This is a genomic window from Pseudomonas sp. QE6, from assembly GCF_041379005.1.
In the GTDB taxonomy this organism is placed as follows: domain Bacteria; phylum Pseudomonadota; class Gammaproteobacteria; order Pseudomonadales; family Pseudomonadaceae; genus Pseudomonas.
In genome coordinates, this window is record NZ_CP166873.1 from 5,136,225 (window position 1) to 5,157,406 (window position 21,182).

General features: G+C 64.8%; 22 protein-coding genes. 3 read left to right on the forward strand and 19 right to left on the reverse strand.

From position 1 onward, the window contains the following. Window positions 1-2: 2 nt before the first annotated feature. From pabC to ACAW63_RS23510, 8 genes are all read right to left on the reverse strand, one after another. Window positions 3-818 (reverse strand): aminodeoxychorismate lyase, encoded by an 816-nt coding sequence (gene pabC, locus ACAW63_RS23475; RefSeq protein WP_371229387.1) that lies wholly within the window; start codon window positions 816-818, stop codon window positions 3-5. Then, complete coding sequence (fabF, locus tag ACAW63_RS23480) at window positions 818-2,062, reverse strand: beta-ketoacyl-ACP synthase II (protein WP_275611033.1); 1,245 nt, start codon at window positions 2,060-2,062, stop codon at window positions 818-820. Before fabF ends, pabC begins: the two co-directional genes overlap by 1 nt. Before the next feature lie 118 nt (window positions 2,063-2,180). Continuing rightward, window positions 2,181-2,417 (reverse strand): acyl carrier protein, encoded by a 237-nt coding sequence (gene acpP, locus ACAW63_RS23485; protein WP_015477931.1) that lies wholly within the window; start codon window positions 2,415-2,417, stop codon window positions 2,181-2,183. 192 nt (window positions 2,418-2,609) lie between these two features. Further along, a complete protein-coding gene (gene fabG, locus ACAW63_RS23490) occupies window positions 2,610-3,353 on the reverse strand; it encodes a 3-oxoacyl-ACP reductase FabG (RefSeq protein WP_152224538.1) in 744 nt (247 codons plus the stop codon). Between the two features lie 13 nt (window positions 3,354-3,366). Next, complete coding sequence (gene fabD, locus ACAW63_RS23495; protein ID WP_371229391.1) at window positions 3,367-4,305, reverse strand: ACP S-malonyltransferase; 939 nt, start codon at window positions 4,303-4,305, stop codon at window positions 3,367-3,369. Between the two features lie 104 nt (window positions 4,306-4,409). After that, window positions 4,410-5,417, reverse strand: a complete 1,008-nt coding sequence (gene plsX, locus ACAW63_RS23500; RefSeq protein WP_370599773.1) for a phosphate acyltransferase PlsX — start codon at window positions 5,415-5,417, stop codon at window positions 4,410-4,412. Between the two features lie 3 nt (window positions 5,418-5,420). Beyond that, window positions 5,421-5,603, reverse strand: coding sequence for a 50S ribosomal protein L32 (gene rpmF, locus ACAW63_RS23505; RefSeq protein ID WP_009621425.1), 183 nt, complete (start codon window positions 5,601-5,603; stop codon window positions 5,421-5,423). A gap of 13 nt (window positions 5,604-5,616) precedes the next feature. After that, window positions 5,617-6,147, reverse strand: a complete 531-nt coding sequence (locus ACAW63_RS23510; protein ID WP_275611031.1) for a YceD family protein — start codon at window positions 6,145-6,147, stop codon at window positions 5,617-5,619. A gap of 112 nt (window positions 6,148-6,259) precedes the next feature. Between ACAW63_RS23510 and ACAW63_RS23515 the strand changes: the two genes are divergently transcribed. Further along, window positions 6,260-6,838, forward strand: a complete 579-nt coding sequence (locus ACAW63_RS23515; RefSeq protein WP_275611030.1) for a nucleoside triphosphate pyrophosphatase — start codon at window positions 6,260-6,262, stop codon at window positions 6,836-6,838. A 57-nt stretch (window positions 6,839-6,895) separates the two neighbouring features. Here the strand turns inward: ACAW63_RS23515 and sppA are convergent, their stop codons facing one another. The 3 genes from sppA to rluC are packed head-to-tail and all read right to left on the reverse strand — an operon-like array spanning window position 6,896 to window position 9,525. Beyond that, complete coding sequence (sppA, locus tag ACAW63_RS23520; protein ID WP_275611029.1) at window positions 6,896-7,891, reverse strand: signal peptide peptidase SppA; 996 nt, start codon at window positions 7,889-7,891, stop codon at window positions 6,896-6,898. After that, window positions 7,881-8,576, reverse strand: a complete 696-nt coding sequence (locus ACAW63_RS23525) for an HAD-IA family hydrolase (protein WP_331319872.1) — start codon at window positions 8,574-8,576, stop codon at window positions 7,881-7,883. The genes sppA and ACAW63_RS23525 overlap by 11 nt, the downstream gene beginning before the upstream one ends. Further along, the gene (gene rluC / locus ACAW63_RS23530) at window positions 8,569-9,525 is read right to left on the reverse strand and encodes a 23S rRNA pseudouridine(955/2504/2580) synthase RluC (protein ID WP_207884434.1); all 957 of its coding nucleotides are present in this window, start codon (window positions 9,523-9,525) and stop codon (window positions 8,569-8,571) included. The genes ACAW63_RS23525 and rluC overlap by 8 nt, the downstream gene beginning before the upstream one ends. A 577-nt stretch (window positions 9,526-10,102) precedes the next feature. Between rluC and rne the strand changes: the two genes are divergently transcribed. Further along, window positions 10,103-13,300: a ribonuclease E gene (gene rne, locus ACAW63_RS23535; protein WP_371229398.1), complete on the forward strand. Its 3,198-nt coding sequence runs from the start codon at window positions 10,103-10,105 to the stop codon at window positions 13,298-13,300. A 235-nt stretch (window positions 13,301-13,535) separates the two neighbouring features. Here rne and murB read toward each other — a convergent pair whose 3' ends face one another. The 8 genes from murB to ACAW63_RS23575 all read right to left on the reverse strand — a co-directional run bounded on the left by murB (window position 13,536) and on the right by ACAW63_RS23575 (window position 20,386). Then, window positions 13,536-14,555, reverse strand: coding sequence for a UDP-N-acetylmuramate dehydrogenase (gene murB, locus ACAW63_RS23540; RefSeq protein WP_371229401.1), 1,020 nt, complete (start codon window positions 14,553-14,555; stop codon window positions 13,536-13,538). Continuing rightward, window positions 14,552-15,016 carry a low molecular weight protein-tyrosine-phosphatase gene (locus ACAW63_RS23545; protein ID WP_371229404.1) on the reverse strand — a complete coding sequence of 155 codons (465 nt, stop codon included), beginning with the start codon at window positions 15,014-15,016 and terminating at the stop codon, window positions 14,552-14,554. The genes murB and ACAW63_RS23545 overlap by 4 nt, the downstream gene beginning before the upstream one ends. Next, window positions 15,016-15,780 (reverse strand): 3-deoxy-manno-octulosonate cytidylyltransferase, encoded by a 765-nt coding sequence (gene kdsB, locus ACAW63_RS23550; protein ID WP_371229407.1) that lies wholly within the window; start codon window positions 15,778-15,780, stop codon window positions 15,016-15,018. The genes ACAW63_RS23545 and kdsB overlap by 1 nt, the downstream gene beginning before the upstream one ends. 4 nt (window positions 15,781-15,784) lie before the next feature. Continuing rightward, window positions 15,785-15,970: a Trm112 family protein gene (locus tag ACAW63_RS23555; protein ID WP_009621404.1), complete on the reverse strand. Its 186-nt coding sequence runs from the start codon at window positions 15,968-15,970 to the stop codon at window positions 15,785-15,787. 54 nt (window positions 15,971-16,024) lie between these two features. Continuing rightward, window positions 16,025-17,023: a tetraacyldisaccharide 4'-kinase gene (gene lpxK / locus ACAW63_RS23560; protein WP_371229410.1), complete on the reverse strand. Its 999-nt coding sequence runs from the start codon at window positions 17,021-17,023 to the stop codon at window positions 16,025-16,027. Next, entirely contained in the window at window positions 17,023-17,472 is a 450-nt protein-coding gene (locus ACAW63_RS23565) for an ExbD/TolR family protein (RefSeq protein ID WP_371229412.1), read from the reverse strand. The genes lpxK and ACAW63_RS23565 overlap by 1 nt, the downstream gene beginning before the upstream one ends. Next, window positions 17,469-18,104, reverse strand: coding sequence for a MotA/TolQ/ExbB proton channel family protein (locus ACAW63_RS23570; protein WP_275611021.1), 636 nt, complete (start codon window positions 18,102-18,104; stop codon window positions 17,469-17,471). The genes ACAW63_RS23565 and ACAW63_RS23570 overlap by 4 nt, the downstream gene beginning before the upstream one ends. 71 nt (window positions 18,105-18,175) lie before the next feature. Further along, the gene (locus ACAW63_RS23575) at window positions 18,176-20,386 is read right to left on the reverse strand and encodes a DNA internalization-related competence protein ComEC/Rec2 (RefSeq protein WP_371234767.1); all 2,211 of its coding nucleotides are present in this window, start codon (window positions 20,384-20,386) and stop codon (window positions 18,176-18,178) included. A gap of 164 nt (window positions 20,387-20,550) precedes the next feature. Here ACAW63_RS23575 and ACAW63_RS23580 point away from each other — a divergent pair, with 164 nt between their 5' ends. Next, window positions 20,551-21,081, forward strand: coding sequence for a DUF2062 domain-containing protein (locus ACAW63_RS23580; protein WP_371229414.1), 531 nt, complete (start codon window positions 20,551-20,553; stop codon window positions 21,079-21,081). Window positions 21,082-21,182 lie beyond the last annotated feature (101 nt).

Genomic DNA, 21,182 nt, shown 5'->3' on the forward strand with positions numbered 1-21,182 from the left:
TGTCAGGAATCCAGAAGTTCGCGAAGTTGGCCTTGCAGTTTACGGGTCAGCGGCCCGACCGGCCAAGCACGACCGGCAAAGCCACGCACCGGCCAGATGCCGTAAAGGCTGTTGCAGAGAAAGACCTCGTCGGCCTGCGCCAGTTCGGCGAAGTCGATGTCCCGCACGATGACCGGTAGGCCGATATTGCCGGCGCGCTCGATCACTTCGGCGCGCATTACACCGGCAACGCCGCAGCGGCTGAGTTCGGCGGTGATCAGTTCGCCATTGCGAACCAGGAACAGATTGCTGAACACACCTTCGACGATCCGCCCGGATACGTCGCGCATCAGGCCTTCGGCAAAGGTTGGATCATCCCACTCGGCGCGGGCCAGCACCTGCTCCAGGCGATTGAGGTGCTTGAGGCCGGCCAGTATCGGCTGCTCGGCCAGGCGTGTGGCACAGGGAAAGAGCTGCACGCCCTCCTCCCAGTGCTTTGCCGGGTAAGCCGGCGCCGGGGAGCCGAGCAGCAGGCGGCGCACCTGGGCGTCCGCCTGCGGCGCGTAGCCGCGCGCGCCTTCGCCACGGGTCAGCATCAGCTTGGCGACGCCGTCGTCCAATGCCGTGCTGAAACGCAGCAGTTCGTCTTCGACCCGCTCCAGCGAGACCGGCAGGGCCAGGCGTTGCACACCCTCTTCCAGCCGGGCCATGTGGCGTGCCAGCAGGCGCGGGCGGCCTGCCGACACGCGAATGGTTTCGAACAGGCCATCGCCATAGGCCAATCCGCGATCTCTCACGGACAGGACCTCGGCGCTGCGGCCGTCGACCCAGCTCAGCATCAGCCGTGGAACCGGCGGAACACCAGGGAGCCGTTGGTACCACCGAAACCGAAGGAGTTCGACAGCGCGACCTCGATCGGACGCTCCTTGGGCTGGTGTGCCACCAGATCCAGGTCACAGCCCTCGTCGGGGTTGTCCAGGTTGATGGTCGGCGGCGCCACCTGGTCGCGCAGGGCGAGCACGCAGAAGATCGCCTCGACCGCGCCGGCGGCACCCAGCAGGTGACCGGTCATGGACTTGGTGGAGCTCATCGACAGCCCATAGGCATGCTCGCCGAAGATCGATTTCACCGCGGCGATTTCCGCGATGTCGCCGGCCGGCGTGGAGGTGCCGTGGGCGTTGATGTAATCGACCTGCTCCGGGTTCAGGCCGGCGTCACGCAGGGCCGCCTTCATGCAGCGCGCGGCGCCCGCGCCGTTTTCCGGCGGAGCGGTCATGTGGTAGGCGTCGCCGCTCATGCCGAAGCCCACGACCTCGGCATAGATACGGGCGCCACGGGCCTTGGCATGCTCCAGCTCTTCCAGCACCAGCGCGCCTGCGCCGTCGGAGAGCACGAAGCCATCGCGGTCCTTGTCCCACGGACGACTGGCCTTGGCCGGCTCGTCGTTGCGGGTGGACAGCGCGCGGGCCGCGCCGAAGCCGCCCAGACCCAGACCGCAGGCAGCCATTTCGGAGCCGCCGGCCACCATCACGTCAGCGTCGCCGTAGGCGATGTTGCGCGCGGCCATGCCGATGTTGTGGGTGCCGGTGGTGCAGGCGGTGGTGATGGCGTAGTTGGGACCCTGCAGACCGAGGTTGATCGACAGGAACCCGGAAACCATGTTGATGACCGAGCCGGGCACGAAGAACGGCGAAATGCGCCGCGGGCCCTGCTCGAACAACGAACGGCAGGTGTTTTCGATGTTGGTCAGACCGCCGATGCCCGAACCGATGGCAACGCCGATGCGCTCCCGGTTGGCGTCGGTGACTTCCAGGCCGGAGTCACGCACCGCCTGGTAGCTGGCGGCCAGGCCGTACTGGATGAACAGGTCGAGTTTGCGAGCTTCCTTGGCGGACATGTATTGCTCGACGTCGAAACCCTTCACCGAACCGCCGAAGCGGGTGGAAAAGGCGGACAGGTCCATGTGTTCGATCGGGGCAATACCGCTGCGCCCGGCGAGAATGCCTTCCCAACTGCTCGGCACATCCACACCCAGGGGCGACAACATACCCATGCCAGTGATGACTACGCGTCTACGCGACACTGTGACTTCCTCTCATACGTTTCACGGCAATAACGCCGGCAGATGCCGGCGTTAAAGAAAAGCCGCACGCCTTTGCAGGCCGTGCGGCTTCTTTCGTCGGGGAACCGACGACTACGTCTTATGCCTGGTGGGCAACGATGTAGTCGATGGCTTCCTGAACGGTGGTGATCTTTTCGGCTTGCTCGTCGGGGATTTCGGTCTCGAATTCCTCTTCCAGAGCCATCACCAGCTCAACGGTGTCAAGGGAGTCGGCGCCCAGGTCTTCAACGAAGGAAGCGCTGTTGGTGACTTCTTCTTCCTTAACGCCGAGTTGCTCAGCAACGATCTTCTTGACGCGTTCTTCGATGGTGCTCATACCTTGTTTTCACTCCTATGGACAATCCGTACAGCTGGGCTGCGGGTAAGTGTATAGAAAGGGTTTTCTGCATTTCAAGCTGAACGCTGACGCCCCTTCGCGGCTAACCCAGATGCTCTGCCTAATCCCGTCCGCAGTACGTTGGGGATTCTAGACAGCGCATATGACATCGCCGCGAAGCAACACGTCACATCAACTCATGTACATTCCGCCATTCACCGGTACCGTGGCACCCGTAACATAAGCTGCGCCCTCGGAAGCGAGGAATGCTACCACTTTGGCGATCTCTTCTGCTTGCCCCAGTCGACCCAGCGGAATCTGACCGAGCAGCGCTTCACGCTGCGCCTCCGGCAGTTCGCGGGTCATGTCGGTGTCGATGAAGCCAGGAGCAACCGCGTTGACAGTGATAGCACGGGAACCGACTTCGCGCGCCAGGGCACGGGTGAAGCCCTCAAGACCGGCCTTGGCAGCAGCGTAGTTGGTCTGCCCGGCATTGCCCATGGCACCCACCACCGAACCGATGTTGATGATGCGACCCCAACGTGCCTTGGTCATGCCACGCAGGACGGCTTTCGACAGACGGTAGAGGCTGTTGAGGTTGGTGTTGACCACGTCGAACCACTCGTCGTCCTTCATGCGCATCAGCAGGTTATCGCGGGTGATGCCGGCGTTATTGACGACGATAGCCGGAGCACCGGCTTCTTTCTGGATGGCTTCGAGGGTGCTGGTCACGGACTCGTCGTTGGAGACGTCCAGCACCATGCCCGAACCCTGGATGCCATTGGCCTTCAGGTATTCGGAAATCTTCTGCGCGCCGGACTCGCTGGTGGCAGTGCCGATCACGGTGGCGCCCATGCGACCCAGTTCCAGGGCGATGGCCTGGCCGATACCACGGCTCGCGCCGGTAACCAGTGCAACCTTACCTTGCAGACTCATGCTTTATCTCCTCTCAGACCAGCGCCGCGCGTGCCGCCCCGAAGGCGTCCGCGGAATCCAGGTTGTGGGTGGTCACGCCCTTGGCGCAACGCTTGTTCAAACCAGCCAGCACCTTGCCCGGGCCGCACTCGACCAGGTCGGTGACGCCCTTCTCGGCCAGCAGTTGGACGCTCTCCACCCAACGAACCGGGCTGTACAGCTGCGCCAGCAGATCGCGCTTGAGCGCGGCCAGATCAGCGGGAACCTGGACGGTAACGTTCTGCACCAGGGCAATCTGCGGCATCTGCCACTGAATGGCCTCAACGGCATCGGCAAAGCGCTCGGCAGCCGGGCGCATCAGCTCGCAGTGCGACGGCACGCTGACCGGCAGCGCCACGGCGCGCTTGGCACCACGCGCCTTGCAGCCTTCAATGGCGCGCTCCACGGCCTTGGCCGCACCGGCGATCACCACCTGGCCCGGCGCGTTGAAGTTCACAGCGCTGACCACTTCGCCCTGGGCGGCTTCGGTGCAAGCCGCCAGCACATCGGCATCTTCCAGGCCGAGGATGGCCGCCATGCCACCAGTACCGGCCGGAACGGCTTCCTGCATCAGTTGGCCGCGACGCTCAACCAGCTTCACCGCATCGGCAAAGGCCAGGCTGCCGGCGGCGACCAGCGCGGAATATTCGCCCAGGCTATGGCCGGCAACGTAGGCCGGCTGCGCGCCACCCTCGGCTTGCCACAGGCGCCACAGGGCGATGGAAGCGGTGAGAATGGCGGGCTGGGTCTTGTCGGTCTGGTTCAGGCGCTCTTCCGGCCCTTCCTGCACCAGGGCCCAGAGGTCATAACCCAGGGCGGCAGAGGCTTCGGCAAAGGTATCGCGCACGATGGCGTGCTGGGTGCCCAGTTCGGCAAGCATGCCGAGGGACTGCGAACCTTGACCGGGGAATACGAAGGCGAGGGATGCGGACATTGCAACAGTTCCCTTTTTTGTCTGTGTCATCAAATGGATATCGCCAGCGGAAGCCTGGCGTATTGAACTGACAGTTGGATGACGGTCTGACGACCGCGGTCACATTAGAGCAGATGTTCCAGCCGGCCATGCAGCCGCTGGGGCAGATTCTCGCGAACCTCGAGCAGCGCACGACGCAAGGCGCTCTGGATGCCCTCCTCTTTCGCGCTGCCGTGGCTCTTCACCACGATGCCCTGCAAACCGAGGAAACTCGCACCATTGTGCTGGGACGGCGTGAGATCGCCACGCAGCCGACGCAGGAACGGCATAGCCATCAGCCCCACCGCCTTGGCCGGCAGGCTGGAGTTGAACAATTCTTCCAGGCGGGCCGCGACCATCGCCGCCAACCCCTCGCTGGACTTGAGCAGGATGTTGCCAACGAAGCCGTCGCACACCACCACATCGGCCAGACCGCGATAGAGGCCATCGCCCTCGATGTAGCCGATGTAATTCACCCCGCGCGCCTGCTGCAACAGACTGGCCGCCAGCTTCACCTGCTGGTTGCCCTTGATATCCTCGGTACCGACATTCAGCAGCGCCACCCTGGGATTCTGCTTGCCCAGTGTCTCCGCCGCGACAGCACCCATGACGGCGAACTGATAAAGATGCTCGGCACTGCAATCGACGTTCGCCCCCAGATCGAGCAGATGGCAATGACCAGTCTGCGTCGGCACGGCAGTGACCATCGCCGGACGGTCGATACCGGGCAGTGTCTTGAGCAGGTAGCGGGAGAGTGCCATCAGCGCACCGGTATTGCCGGCACTGACGCAGGCATGGGCCTTGCCATCCCGAACCAGTTCGAGGGCAACACGCATGGAGGAGTCGGGCTTGCCGCGCAGAGCCTGGGACGGACGCTCGTCCATCGTGACGACTTCGCTGGCGTGGTGAACGTGAAGACGCTGGCGCTCAACCGGGGACAGGTCGCGCAGGTGTTCTTCGATCAAGGGAGCCTGGCCAACAAGGACCAGTTGAAGAGAGGCGTACTCGGCCAGAAAGGAAATGCAGGCCGGAACAATGCAGTGGGGACCGTAGTCCCCACCCATTGCATCAATCGCGATGATTGGTGCGGACAAGGATTACTCGTCAGAGCCCTTGTCTACGACCTTACGGCCGCGATAGAAACCGTCCGGGGAGACGTGGTGACGCAGGTGAACTTCACCGGTGCTCTTCTCTACGGACAGAGCGTTCGCGTCCAGGGCATCGTGGGAACGACGCATGTCACGAGCGGAACGGGATTTTTTGTTCTGCTGAACAGCCATGATTGATTAACTCCTAAACGTTTGGGTCACGCTTCAACTGCGCCAGTACGCTGAACGGATTGGGCCGCTCTTCGACGTTCTCGCTCGGTTCGGGCGCTGTAGCGTATCCCACCGGCTGCTGGCAATCCTCAGGATCATGGACCGGCACGATGGGCAAGGCGAGCAGCAACTCGTCCTCGGCCAGCGAGGTCAGGTCGATGGGGTCTTCCCCCACTTCCAGCGCATCGTAGCCATTAGGCAGATCATCGATCGACTTGCCTTCCGGGATGATGACGTAATCGTACTCACCACCCACATGGAAGTTGGCCGGCTCGAGACAGCGCTGGCATACCATGCTCACCTCGGCGTCGAGTTCGACGTGCATGACCGCCAGCTTCTGCTCATCACGGAAGAAGGAAAACTTCGCGTGAATCTTGCCATCACTGCTGGTCAGTTGCTCGTTGAGACGTGGCATCTTGGCGATCGGCAGCTCACCTTCGAGGGTGGCGGCGCGCTCTACCAGTTTGCGCGGATCAACGTGAGGTGGTATCGGTCCATTCAACATAAGCGCGCCATTATAGGGATGCACCCGAAGCTGTCAAAGGAAATTAGCCATAAACCGCTGTATGGACAGCCCTTTTCGCTAGAATCGCAGCGACGCTCCAAAGGAATCTTCCATGCTGCCACTGATCCTTGCCTCCAGCTCACCCTACCGCCGCGAATTGTTGCAGCGCCTGCGCCTGCCGTTCGAATGCGCAAGTCCCGACATCGACGAAAGCCCGCTTCCCGGTGAAAACGCCGAGCAACTGGTCCAGCGCCTCGCGGAAAGTAAAGCGCGCACCCTGGCACAGCGCTACCCCGGCCATCTGATCATCGGTTCCGACCAGGCCGCAGTGAACGGCAGCCAGATACTCGGCAAACCCCTCAACATCCATCGAGCCAGTGAACAACTGAAAGCCGCCAGCGGCAAGAGCGTCAGCTTCCTCACCGGACTCTGCCTGCTGAACAGCCAGAGTGGCCGCAGCCAGGTCGATTGCGTGCCCTTTACCGTGCACTTCCGCGACCTCGACGAAGCACGTATCCGCCGCTACCTGGAGGCCGAACAACCCTTCGATTGCGCCGGCAGCTTCAAGGCCGAAGGCCTCGGCGTCAGCCTGTTCCGCTCCACCGAAGGCGAAGACGCCACCAGCCTGATCGGCCTGCCGCTGATCCGCCTGGTGGACATGCTGCTGGCCGAGCAGGTACCCATCCCCTAGCCCCAAAACGCAGAAGGCCCGGCGATTGCCGGGCCTTCCTTTATATAGAGGAAGGAATCAGCGCAGAGCCGGCCCCTGCCACCCCATCCATAGCGCCAGACGCTCGGCAACGCTGGTGCCCAGCTTCTTGGCGAAGCGGTCGAAGGGGGTTTCCTGGACGGTGTAGTCCACCACCTCCTTCTCCTTGATGATCTCCCGCGCCACATAGCTGGTGCTGCCCAGGCCATCGATCAGCCCTAGCTGCAGCGCTTGCTCGCCAGACCAGATCAGACCAGAGAACAACTCAGGATGATCCTTGTCCTTCAGGCGATCGCCACGCCCCTTCTTCACGCTGTCGATAAACTGTTTGTGCGTAGTATCCAGCACCTGCTGCCAGAACGCGGTTTCATCCGGCTTCTGCGGCTGGAACGGATCGAGGAAGGCCTTGTGCTCACCCGAGGTGTAGATGCGGCGATCCACCCCCAGCTTTTCCATGGTGCCGACGAAACCGAAAGTCGCCGCGGTCACGCCAATGGAACCCACCAGACTGGCCTTGTCGGCGTAAATCTGATCGGCGGCGCTGGCGATGTAGTAGGCACCGGAGGCGCCGAGATCACTGATCACGGCATAGACCTTGATATCCGGATGCTCACCACGCAGGCGCTTGATTTCATCGTAGATATAGCCGGACTGCACCGGACTGCCGCCCGGGCTATTGATACGCAGGACGATACCCTTGGTGCCAGCATCCTCGAACGCGGAACGCAGCGCACCGACGACATTATCGGCACTGGCCGGCTCGTCATCGGCGATCATGCCCTTCACCTCGATCATCGCCGTGTGACTGGCACTGCGCGAGGCGGACTTGGACAGGCCACCGAACGGACTGAACAGCGCCAGGGCGACGAACAGATAAAGGAAGGTCAGCAGCTTGAAGAAAATACCCCAGCGACGCGAACGGCGCTGCTCCTGAACCCCCGCCAGCACTGCCTTCTCCAGCAGCTTCCAGCTCTTGTCGTCACCTGCCGTGGTTTGCGCAGCCTTGCTATCGTCCGCCTTCCATTCATCCGACATCGTTGCCCACCTTAAGCAGCGGTTTCACCGAGCGCCCGGCCAGCCAGGCGCGCAATTCATTGAAATGTTCCACTTCCAGCGCCGGAGCATACTCTCGCAGAGTCTCCAGCGACTGCGCACCATAGCCCACCGCCACCGAATCCATGCCGGCACGGCGCGCCATTTCCAGATCGAAAGGCGAATCCCCCACCATCAGCGCATCGCGCGCATCCACCCGGCAATGCCGAAGAATTTCATGCAGCATGCGCGGATCGGGCTTGCTCGCCGACTCGTCCGCAGCGCGGGTGATGTCGAAGAAATCGGTCCACCCCTGCCCCGCCAGCACGCGATCCAGGCCACGGCGATTCTTGCCGGTGGCGACCGCCAGTTGGTAACCCGCATGGCGAAATTCGGTCATCGCCTCGGCAACACCAGGGAACAGCGGAGAAGGCTGCACCTCAAGACTCAGATAGTGCTCGCCGTAGTCGCGACGAAAACGCTCCAGCGGCTCACCCTCTTCCACTTCGGGATAGAGCGTCTGGATCGCCTCGGGCAGACCAAGGCCGATGATGCCCTTGATCGCCTCGTCACTGCGCGAAGGCAGACCGGAATTGACCGCCGCGACGCGCATCGACTCGACGATACGGCCGATGGAATCCACCAGCGTGCCATCCCAATCGAAGATCAGCAGGGAATACTCACGCATCCAGGCGCTCCACGGTGCGCTGCCAGACTTCGTCGACCGGCGCCTCCAGCTCCAGCACCGAGCCATCGGGCATCGGCACACGCAGGAATGCGGAATGCAGGAACAGGCGCTTGCCGCCCAGTTCGCGGATCTCGCGGGAGAAGTCTTCGTCGCCGTACTTGGGGTCGCCGGCAATGGAATGACCGGCATGCTTGGCGTGCACACGAATCTGATGGGTACGTCCAGTGATCGGACGCGCCTCCACCAGGGTGGCGAAGTCACCGAAGCGGCGCAGCACCTTGAACTCGGTCAGCGCTTCCTTGCCTTCGGGATTCACTTCCACCACGCGCTCGCCGGAGCGCAGGTTGTTCTTCAGCAGCGGCACGGCGATCTGCTTCTTCGCCGCCGGCCAACTGCCCCGCACCAGGGCGTGATAACGCTTATCCACCACGCGCTCACCGCGCAGGGCGTCGTGCAGATGGCGCAGCATGCTGCGCTTCTTGGCGATCATCAGCAGACCGGAGGTATCACGGTCCAGGCGATGCACCAGCTCCAGGTCCTTGCACTCCGGGCGCAGCTGGCGGAACGCCTCGATGACCCCGTAGTTCAGGCCGCTGCCGCCGTGCACGGCGATCCCGGTGGGCTTGTTCACCACGATCAGCGCCTTGTCTTCGAAGACGATGGCGGCTTCCAGGCGCTCCAGCAGCCCCTGCGCCAGCGGCACGGGCTCGTCGCGCTCGGCCAGGCGCAGCGGCGGCACGCGCACCACGTCGCCGGCCTGCAGCTTGTACTCGGGCTTGATGCGCCCCTTATTGACCCGCACCTCACCCTTGCGAAGGATGCGGTAGATCAGGGTCTTGGGCACGCCCTTGAGCTGGGTGCGGAGGAAATTGTCGATGCGTTGGCCGGCATACTCCGGCGCGACTTCAAGCAGCTGAACGCCGGAAGTCGGAGGGGCGGGATTTGTCATCCGGACATAATAACAATTTTTCATTCAATTGAAGCACTTAATCATTGCTGCTATATTCGGGAGGCCGCCAAAAGTGGCCAGGCCCGCGGATGATCGCGTAATCGCCGTCCCCAACCGCCTGCAAACACATTGAACGGGCACGAGGCAGTCCCCTGAAGCGTTGCAACGGCATGAGCGATTCGCCCGCCGACAGCGCCTCGAAACCCAGGCCTTCAGACATGACCACGGCAGCCAAGGTCGCCGTGATAAAAGCCAACCCCGCTCCCGGATTCTGCGAGCGGCACCCGGCTCTTAGGGAAATGTGCAGGGCGGAGATGCACAACTGTCGGATTGCGTTGCTTTCATGCCTTGAACGTAGACGCCTTCATCGTCCGCATCTGACAGTCGATTCCTCCTCCTGATGAGTGCTTGTTCTTACTCGACAAGCAGGAAACGTAGTCGCGGCACAGCAGATTTCTCCTGCTGCCGCTGGACACGGGAATGGTCCGCCATTCCTGAGTACGTGCCTTAGCACCGACCGTGAGAGTCGTGTGTGCCGATCGCCGTTTCCGGTGGCCCCGGAAACCATTGGTACTACATGAAAAGAATGCTGATCAACGCAACTCAACCCGAAGAGTTGCGTGTAGCGCTGGTAGACGGCCAACGCCTGTTCGACCTGGACATCGAGTCCGGCGCGCGCGAACAAAAGAAGGCCAACATCTATAAAGGGCGCATCACCCGCATCGAACCCAGCCTCGAAGCCGCCTTCGTCGACTTCGGCGCCGAGCGCCACGGCTTCCTCCCCCTCAAAGAAATCTCCCGCGAATACTTCAAGAAGAACCCCGAAGGCCGCATCAATATCAAGGATGTGCTCAGCGAGGGCCAGGAAGTCATCGTCCAGGTCGAGAAAGAGGAGCGCGGCAACAAGGGCGCAGCCCTGACCACCTTCATCAGCCTCGCCGGTCGTTACCTGGTGCTGATGCCGAACAACCCGCGCGCCGGCGGCATCTCCCGCCGCATCGAAGGCGAAGAGCGCAATGAGCTGCGCGAAGCCCTGAACGGCCTGAACGTTCCCGGCGACATGGGCCTGATCGTCCGCACCGCCGGCCTGGGCCGCAGCTCCGAAGAGCTGCAGTGGGACCTGGACTACCTGCTGCAACTGTGGGGCGCCATCAAGGAAGCCTCCGGCGAGCGCAGCGGTCCGTTCCTGATCTACCAGGAAAGCAACGTCATCATCCGCGCCATCCGCGACTACCTGCGCCAGGACATCGGCGAAGTGCTGATCGACAGCATCGACGCCCAGGAAGAAGCCCTGAACTTCATCCGCCAGGTCATGCCGCAGTACGCGAGCAAGGTGAAGCTGTACCAGGACAGCGTTCCGCTGTTCAACCGCTTCCAGATCGAAAGCCAGATCGAAACCGCCTTCCAGCGTGAAGTGAAGCTGCCGTCGGGCGGCTCCATCGTCATCGACCCGACCGAAGCCCTGGTGTCCATCGACATCAACTCGGCGCGCGCCACCAAGGGCGGCGACATCGAGGAAACCGCGCTGCAGACCAACCTGGAAGCAGCCGAAGAGATCGCCCGCCAGCTGCGCCTGCGCGACATCGGCGGCCTGATCGTCATCGACTTCATCGACATGACTCCGGCGAAGAACCAACGCGCCGTGGAAGAGCGCGTGCGCGAAGCCCTGGAAGCCGACCGTGCCCGCGTCCAGGTTGGCCGCATCTCCCGCTTCGGCCTGCTGGAAATGTCCCGTCAGCGCCTGCGTCCGTCCCTGGGCGAGACCAGCGGCATCGTCTGCCCGCGCTGCAACGGCCAAGGCATCATCCGCGACGTCGAGTCCCTGTCGCTGGCGATCCTGCGCCTGATCGAGGAAGAGGCCCTGAAGGACCGCACCGCCGAGGTTCGCGCCCGCGTGCCGTTCCAGGTTGCCGCCTTCCTGCTCAACGAGAAGCGCAACGCCATCACCAAGATCGAACTGCGCACCCGCGCGCGCATCTTCATCCTGCCGGACGACCATCTGGAAACCCCGCACTTCGAAGTGCAGCGCCTGCGTGACGACAGCCCCGAGCTGCTGGCCGGCCATTCCAGCTACGAGATGGCCCACGTCGAGCACGAGGAAGTCCAGCCGATCAGCTCCACCCGCACTCTGGTCCGCCAGGAAGCCGCGGTGAAGACCGTTTCCCCGCAGACCCCTGCCCCGCAACAGACTGCCGCCGCAGCCGCACCGGTTGTCGAAGCAGCCAAACCCATGCCGGAGCCGAGCCTGTTCCAGGGCCTGGTGAAATCGCTGGTCAGCCTGTTCGCCGGCAGCAAGCCGGAACAGCCGCAACCTGCCGCCGCCGAGAAGCCGGCAGCCGAGCGCAGCGAAGGCCAGGGCGAACGCCGTAACGGCCGCCAGCAGAACCGTCGCCGTGACGGCCGCGAAGGTGGCCGTCGTGATGATGAACGCAAGGAGCGTGGCGAGCGTCGCCGCGACGAGCGTGGTGAGCGTGGCGAACGCGCTGAGCGTCCAGCCCGCGAAGAGCGACAGCCGCGAGAAGAACGCGCCGAGCGTCAACCCCGCGAGGAGCGCCAGCCGCGTGAAGAGCGTGCCGAGCGTCAACCGCGCGAGGAACGCCAGCCGCGTGAAGAGCGCGCCGAGCGTCAGCCTCGCGAAGAGCGTCAACCGCGTGAAGAACGCGCTGAGCGCCCTGCCCGCGAGGAACGTCAGCCGCGTGAAGAGCGTGCTGAGCGCCAGCCGCGCGAGGAGCGTCAGCCCCGTGAAGAGCGTGGCGAGCGTCAACCGCGTGAAGAGCGCCAGCCCCGCGAAGAGCGTGGCGAGCGTCCGGCCCGCGAGGAACGTCAGCCGCGCGCCGAGCGTCAACCCCGTGAAGAGCGCCAGCCGCGCGAGGAACGTCAGGCCAGCGATACCGCTGCCCTGGAATCCGAAGAGCTGCTGAACGAGGAACTGCTGGACCAACAGGACGACCAGGAAGGCGCCGATGGCGAGCGTCCGCGTCGCCGCTCCCGCGGCCAGCGCCGCCGCAGCAACCGCCGCGAGCGTCAGCGTGAAGCCGGTGTCGATGGCGTAGAAGGTGCCGAAGAAGGCGGCGAACAGGCCACTGATGGAGCGCCGACTGCCGCTGCCGTGGTTGCCGCTACTGCCGCTGTGGTTACCGAATTCGCCGCTGAACAGCAGCCGACCGCCGACGCCGACGCCGCCTCCGAAGCCGTTCAGCCGGTCGAATCCAACGTCGTCGAGGCCGTACGCACCGAAAGCGCCCTGGAACAGACCATCGAGTTCCTGGCCAAGCCCGCCGAACAGGCTGCCGAGCCGGTCGCTGCAGAAGAAGTGCCGGTTCCGGCTGCTGAAACCGTGACCGAAGCTGTCGCCCAACCGGTCGAAGAGCCCAAGGTAGAAGCTCCGGTGGTTGCCGAAGAAGCCCCGGCTCCTGCCGAAAACGCTGCTCCGGCCGTTCCAGCCAACGCCACCGGCCGCGCCTCCAATGACCCGCGCGAGCGTCGTCGCCAGGAGCGCCTGGCTCGCGAAGCCGCTGCTGCCGCTGCGGCAGCTCCGCAGGTCGAAGCAGCTCCGGCTGTCGAAGCGGTGGCTGAAGAAGCCGCTGCCGTGGAAGCCGAAGTTGTGGTCGAGCCGGCCGCTGAAGTTACTGCCGAGACCGTCGTGGCCGAAGTGGTGAACGAAGCCGAAGCCATCGAGCAGACCGAGCAATCGGTTGCCGAGCAGGCTGAAGACGAGAAAGCCGAGAAGACCGAGGAAGAAGAAAGCAACGTGGTAGAAAAACACCACAGCTGATCGCTTCCTGATCGGAAAAGGGGATGCAGATGCATCCCCTTTTTATTGCCCGTCTGGCAGGGAGATTCGCCTTGCCTGTAGGAGCGAGCTTGCTCGCGAACATTCCCGGACTCCCGAGCCAGGCCATTCGCGAGCAAGCTCGCTCCTACAAAAGCGCCAACGCCTCCCGACTCATCCCACGAAGCAGGCACAAAAAAGGGGATGCCCTGGCATCCCCTTTCTGTCGGAAGCGACCTCAGTAGAGATTCGGTTCCATCTCCAGCTCAACGCCAAAACGCTGCTGGATGTCGTCCCGGATACGCTCCGCCAGCGCATGCAGCTGCGCACCGGTAGCTCCGCCGTAATTGACCAGCACCAGCGCCTGCTGTGCATGCACGCCGGCCGCGCCGTCACGGAAGCCTTTCCAGCCCGCCCTGTCGATCAGCCAGCCAGCCGCCAGCTTCACCAGGCCATCACCTTGCGGGTAGGCCACCAGGTCGCTGAAGCGCGCACGCAGCTCGTCCGCCTGAACAGCCGGCACCACGGGGTTCTTGAAGAAGCTGCCGGCATTGCCGAGCACGGCCGGGTCGGGCAGCTTTTCGCGGCGGATGGCGCAGATCACCCGCGACACATCGGCCGGCGTCGGCGCGGTGGCACCCTCCTCCGCCAGCCTCTGACGCACCGGACCGTAGTCCAGGTGCAGCTGCGCCGCGCGGCTCAGGGCAAAGCGCACCCGCAAGATCAGCCAGCGGCCCGACTCGCGCTTGAAGCGGCTGTCGCGATAGGCGAAGGCGCAGTCTTCCAGGCCGAACTCGCGCAGCTCACCGCTTTCGCGGTCCAGCGCCGTCAGGCCGGCGAAGATGTCCTTGATCTCGACACCATAGGCACCGATGTTCTGCATGGGCGCGGCGCCCACGGTGCCGGGAATCAGGCTGAGGTTTTCCAGTCCACCGAAGTCGTGCTCGAGGGTCCAGCGCACGAAGTCGTCCCAGACCTCGCCGGCTTCCGCCTCGACCACCACGCGATCGCCGTCGTCACTGAGAATGCGAATGCCACGGGAAGCCATGCGCAGCACCAGCGCCTCGACGTTACGGGTCAGCAGCAGGTTGCTGCCGCCGCCGATCACCATCAGCGGCAGGCCCTTTCCGGCGGCGGCGGCAATGCCTTCGCGCACCTCGGCGTCGTCATGGGCCTGGGCGAACCAGCGGGCGGCAACCTCGACGCCAAAGGTGTTGTAGGGCTTGAGGGACAGGTTTTCTTGCAGTTGCAGCGTCACAGGCGCCTCTTCAGTTCCATGAGCAGACCGTCGCAGGCCCGCTCCACCAGGTCCAGCACCCGCTCGAAACCGTCATCGCCGCCATAGTAAGGGTCGGGAACTTCGTCGATTTCCAGATCAAAGCGGCGCAGGAACAGGTCCAGCTCGGCTGTACCGTTTCCGGCGCGCAGGTGTTTCAGGTCGCGCAGGTTGGCGTTATCCATGGCGAGGATCAGGTCGTAGCGGGAAAAGTCCGCCACGCTCACCTGCCGCGCGCGCAGGCCGGACAGGTCATAGCCCCGGCGCAGCGCGACGGCGCGAGTGCGCGCATCCGGCGCCTTGCCGACATGCCAGTCGCCGGTGCCGGCGGAGTCGATCTCGATGCGATCCTCAAGGCCCGCTTCGCGGACCTTGTGACGGAACACGCCCTCGGCGGTGGGCGAGCGGCAGATATTACCGAGGCAGACGAACAGGACCTTCATCAGGCCCCCAGGATGCGCCGTACGCGCTCCAGGTCTTCCGGGGTATCGACGCCGGCCTGCGGTGCTTCCAGGGCGTCGGCCACGTGGATGCGCACGCCATGCCAGAGCGCACGCAACTGCTCCAGGCACTCGGTATCTTCCAGCCAGCACGGGCCCCAGGCCACGAAGTCGCGCAGGAAACGCGCACGGTAGGCGTAGATGCCGATGTGGCGGCGGTACGGTACGTTGGCCGGCAGGGATTCTCGATCCACCGCGAAGGCGTCGCGCGCCCAGGGCAGCGTGGCGCGGCTGAAAGTCAGGGCCAGGCCGTTCTTGTCACTGACCACCTTGACGATGTTCGGGTTGAACAGCGCCGCCGGATCGTGGATTTCCTCGCACAGGGTAGCGATGCCCGCCTCCGGGTGCGCCGCGAGGTTGGCGGCCACTTGGTCGATGATCGACGGCGGCACCAGCGGCTCGTCGCCCTGTACGTTGACCACGATGGCGTCGTCGGCCAGGCCCAGCGCGTCGGCCACTTCCGCCAGGCGGTCGGTGCCGGAGTTGTGATCGGCGCGGGTCAGCACCACCTCGGCGCCGAAGCCCTGGCAGGCATCGAAGATGCGCTGATCGTCGGTGGCGACCACCACCTGGGTGGCGGAGCTCCTGCCGGCCTGCGCCCAGACGTGCTGGATCATCGGCTTGCCAGCGATGTCCTGCAGCGGCTTGCCGGGCAGGCGGGTGGAGGCGTAGCGGGCGGGGATGACGACGGTGTAGGCCTGGCTCATGGAATCACTTGTCCAGACGTTCGTCGACGTTCAGAGTGCGCGCCTCGCCTTCGAGCATCACCGGGATGCCGTCGCGCACCGGGTAGGCCAGGCCGTCGGCCTTGCAGATCAGCTCGGACTTGTCGTCGGTGAGCTTGAGCGGGCCCTTGCACAGCGGACAGGCGAGGATATCGAGGAGTTTCGGGTCCATGGTGCGTTCCTTGAACAGGTAATGAATGCGCGCGTCGCACGGTGCGACGACGGATCAGCGGGCGACCAGGCGCTCGAGCTGGGTGTCGAACCAGGCGACGAAGGCCGGCGAGGGCTGCGCTTCGACGGCGAGGTACCACCAGTCGGGCGCGGCAAAGGACCGGCATTTCACCGCGTCCTTCTCGGTCATGACCAGCGGCAGCGCCGGGATGAAGCGCAGTTGCTCGGCGGTGTAGGCCGCATGGTCGGGGAAGGGATGCGGTATCGGCCGCCAGTTTAGCGCCTCGAGCGTCCTGAAGAAACGCTGCGGGTTGCCGATCCCGGCCAGGGCGTGGAGCGCTTGACCCGCGGGGAAATGCTCGACGCCACGGCGTTCGCCATTGGTCAGGTTGACCAGGGCGGAAGGTCGCAGCACGAAGGAGAAGGCTCCGGGTGGATCGGACGGCGCGCCGTTGTGCAGTACGGCGTCCACTTCCCGCAGACGCTCGGCCGGCTCGCGCAGCGGCCCGGCGGGCAGGCAGCGGCCATTGCCCAGGCCACGCGCGGCGTCGACCAGCACCAGCTCCAGGTCACGGGCCAGGCGGTAATGTTGCAGGCCGTCGTCGCAGAGGATCAGGTCCAGCGGCTCTTCGGCCAGCAGCGCACGCACGGCGCTGGAGCGGTCCGGATCGATCATCAGCGGCACGCCGCTGCGGCGCACGATCATCAGCGGTTCGTCGCCCGCCTCCGCCGCCGACTGCTCGGCGCGCACGCGCCAGGGCGTCCGTGGCGGCTTGGCGCCATAGCCGCGGCTGACCACACCGACCTTCAGCCCACGGGCGCGGCAATGCTCGATCAGCCAGAGGATCATCGGCGTCTTGCCAGTGCCGCCGACGGTGATGTTGCCGACCACGATGATCGGTACCGGGGCGCGGTAGGCCGGCTTGGCGCCGGAGAGGAAGTCTTCCCGGCGGCCACGGGCGACACGCCGGTAGAGCAGTTCGAGGGGCTTGAGCAGGGCAAGGGCCGGATGCCCCTTGTACCAGGCGTCGAGCAGGCGATCGGAGAACGCCATCAGGGGCTCTTCTTGTCCGCCTGGGCCTCGATGGTGGTGATGCGCAGGTGGGTGAAGCCCAGCTTGCCTGCGGCATCCATCGCGGTGACCACGGACTGGTAGTTCACCTTGCCGTCGGCGGTGATCACCACCGGCAAGCTGTTGTCGCCGGCGGATTCGCGCTGCATGGCGTTCATCAGGTTCTCCAGGTCGTCGCGGGCCAGGCTCTGGCCGTTCAGGGCATAGTGACCCTCGACGCTGATGGCGATTTCCAGCTGCTTGATCTCGGTGGCTTCCGGCGGCGTGCCGCTGACCGCCTCGGGCAGTTCGACCTTGAGTTGCGCCGGCTTGGTGAACGAGGTGCTGACCACGAAGAACAGCAGCAGCACGAAGATCACGTCGATCAGCGACGCCAGGTTGATGAAGACGTCCTCGCGGGCCGCTCCGCCCGCTCTGCGGCGGAACTTCACGCTTTGCCTTCCTCGGCGAAATCGACTTCGCGATCGCCCTGGGTCACTTCCACCAGCTTGATGGCTTCCTGCTCCATGGCGATGACCAGTTCATCGACGCGGCGCAGCAGGTAGCGATGGAAGAACACCGCCGGAATCGCCACGATCAGGCCCGAAGCGGTGGTGATCAGGGCCTTGGAGATACCGCCGGCGAGCATCGGCGCGTTGGCCATGCCGTCGCCCATGAAGGCGCTGAAAATCTGGATCATGCCGAACACGGTCCCCAGCAGACCGAGCAGCGGGGCCATGGCGGCGATGGTGCCCAGCGCATTGAGGTAGCGCTCGAGTTCATGGATGACGCGGGAGGCGGCTTCCTCGATGCACTCCTTCATGATCTCGCGACCGTGCTTTGAGTTGGCCAGGCCGGCGGCCAGGATTTCACCCAGCGGGGACGACGCGCGCAGGTCCTTCAGGGCCTGGCTGTTCATCTTCTTGTCCTTGATCTGCTTCCAAACCTGGCCGAGCAGTTGCGGCGGGGCCACGCGGCTCAAGCGCAGGGTCCAGAGACGTTCGGCGATGATCGCCATGGCAGCGACGGAGCTCAGCATGATCGGCAGCATCATCCAGCCGCCAGCTTTGACCAGTTCCCACACAGTGGTGAATCCCCTGAAAAAAAGTGGCGCCACTCTAGCACAGGGGCTGTTACGAGCAGACCGCCCCCGTCTCATTTTTCCTGCCAGAAATGTGCACCTTCCCGCACTCCCCGGAGCTCGCCATGGGCACCGAGCATCAGCGTCAGCGCGCCTTCCTGGGCCGTATCGTGAATCCGGATGCCGAGTGCACGGAAGCGCTCGACGACCGACGGATGGGGATGGCCGTAGGGGTTGTTGGCGCCACGGGAAATGATCGCGGCGGATGGCGACACCGCTCGCACGAAGGCTGGCCCGGACGAACTGCGGCTACCGTGGTGACCGGCCAGCAGCCAGTCGACGCGGGCACCCGGGTGCGCGGCCAGCCAGGCCAGTTCACCGGATTGCGGCAGGTCGCCGGTCAACAGCAGGCGCTCGCCGTCGGCTTCGATCTGCAGGACGCAGGAGCGATCGTTGCTTTCCCGGGCAACATCCCAGGCCCAGGTCTCGAAGTTCACCCCGTCGATGGCCCAGTGCCGCTTCCGGCAAGGCTGGGCACCCAACTCGGGAGACAGGCGATCCGGCTCGCCGCTGATCACCTGCGCCGGCCGCAGCGACTTCTTTACCGCCAGGGCGCCACCGGCGTGATCATTGTCGGCATGGCTGAGCATCAGCAGATCGAGATGGCCGATCCCCAGGCTGCGCAACGTCGGCACGACGACCCGCTCGCCGATATCGAAGTCGCCGTTGCGCGCACCGGTGTCGTAGAGCCAGGCCTGACCATGGGTACGGATCATCACGGAAAGCCCCTGCCCCACATCCAGCACCCGAACCTCGGCCACCCCGGGCGGCGGCAACGTAATGGACGGCCAGAACACCGGCAGGAACATCGCCAAGCCGAGCGCGCGCAGTGGCACCCCGGACGGCGCCAGCAGCACCAGAGCGCCCAGCATCGCCAGCAACAGCGCCCAGGCCGGCGCGGCGACAGGCTGCCAGGCGGGCGCCAGGGCGGCCATCCAGCCCAGCAGCTGGAACAACAGTTCCAGCAACCCGCCTGACACCGAGAGCAAGACCTCGCCCAGCCAGGGAATGCCCAACGCCAGGCTGCCCAGCAAAGCCAGTGGCACCACCAGCATTTCCACCCAGGGCACGGCGATCAGGTTGGCGACCGCCCCGGACACACTCAGCGGCAGGCCGAGCGCAATGGACGCCGGCAGCAAGCCGATTGCCATCAGCCATTGTGCACGCAGCCAGGTGCGCCAGGCCGTCCAGCGCCCCAATCGACCGGAAAAGCCGAAGATCAGCAGCGCCACTGCCGCATAGGACAGCCAGAAGCCGGGCAACAGCACCACCAGCGGCTCGGCCAGCAGCACCGCCAGCAAGGCACCCAGCAGCGGCGTCCACAAGCCGCCATGGCGGTAACGCAGACGCCACAGCAGGACGATCGAGACCATGATGCAGGCGCGCTGCAGCGGCACCTCGAACCCCGCCATCAGGCTGTAGGCCCAGGCCCCGAGCGCCGCCAGCAGGCAGGCGCAGGGGAGCCAGGGCAAGCGTGGGGGCCAGATGCCGAAACGCGCCAGCCCGGCGACCAGCGCATACAGCAGACCGGCCAGCAGGGAAATGTGCGAGCCGGAAATCACCATCAGGTGCAGGGTTCCGGTGTCCTGCAAGACCTGCCAGTCCGCCTTGGTCAGACCGGACGCATCCCCCAGCACCAGCGCCGCCAGGGCACCGGATCGGCCATGGGCGTCCACCGCCAGCAAGCGTTGTCGCCAGGCTTCCCGCCAGGCCGGCGGGCCGCTGGCCGACTGCAGTCGCTGCCCGTCCTTCACGCTGCCGGTGGCGCCGATCCGCTGCGCGGTGAGCCAGGCCTCGTAGTCGAAGCCGGCACCGTTGGCCATGCCGTGCGGGCGCTTGAGCTTCACCGCCAGGCGCCAGCGCTCACCGCCTTCCACCGGTGGGCCGCCGAACCAGGACAGTCGGAGCGTCTCTGGCAGCTGCGCACGCGGGCTGGAGACATCGGCAAGCATGAAGCGCAGCGAAGGCCCGGAGCGATCCGGCAGCCCCTCTACCCTGCCTTCCAGCCACAGCGTACGGCCGTCGAGCGCAACGGCCAGCCGGTCATCCAGCGCCCACTGGGCCGACTGGCAGGCCCAGGCGAACCCCAGCAGGAACAGGCCGATGAGATAGCCACGGGTGAACAGCAAGGACAACCCCAGCGCCGCCAGCAGCAACAGCACCCAGCCGGGCGGAAGCGCCGGCAACCCGCGCAATGCCAGCAGGCCGAGGGCCAGCGCGAACATCCCTGAACGAGGCAACGGACTCCTCCCTGGAGCCACCGCGCGACCGCCGGTCAGGCCGATCCGCGATCGGGCCGCTGCGGTTACACACGGACATACTTGGCAACGAATGACTGTCACCTAGCTAGGCATAATGGGCCGTCGTCCGTCTGCCAGAGATTTCCTTCATGCCGCGCCGAATCTTCAAGCGCTACATGCCGGACCCGGAAAGCATCAGAAGCCACAAGGGCCTGCGCTTTCTCGGACCGCTGATCCAGTCCCCCAACCTCTGGCACCTGAATCGCCGCTCCGTGTCACGCGCCATGGGCATGGGGTTGTTCGCCGCCTTCATCCCGATCCCGCTGCAGATGCTGCTGGCCGCCTCCCTGGCGGTGTGGGTACGGGCCAACCTGCCGATCTCGGTCGGGCTGGTCTGGCTGACCAACCCGATCACCATGCCCCCGGTGTTCTACTGCACCTACAAGATGGGCGCCTGGGTCATGGGCATCCCGGCGCGCAGCCTGCCGGAGCACCTGACCTGGGAATGGATCAGCGGCGAATTGGCCGCCCTGTGGCAGCCCTTCCTGCTGGGCTCGGTGATCTGCGGCATCCTGGTGGGCATCCTCGGCTACCTGGCCACCGAGGGTTACTGGCGCTGGTGGGTCGGCCGCAGCTGGCGGCGGCGCCAGGCGCTGCGCAACGTCCAGCGCGGACTTTGACGGTTCTTGGTAGGAGCGAGCTTGCTCGCGAACCACCCGAGGCACCGAGCTGCCGGCGAACTTGTTCGCGAGCAAGCTCGCTCCTACAGGGTGTTCCCTGA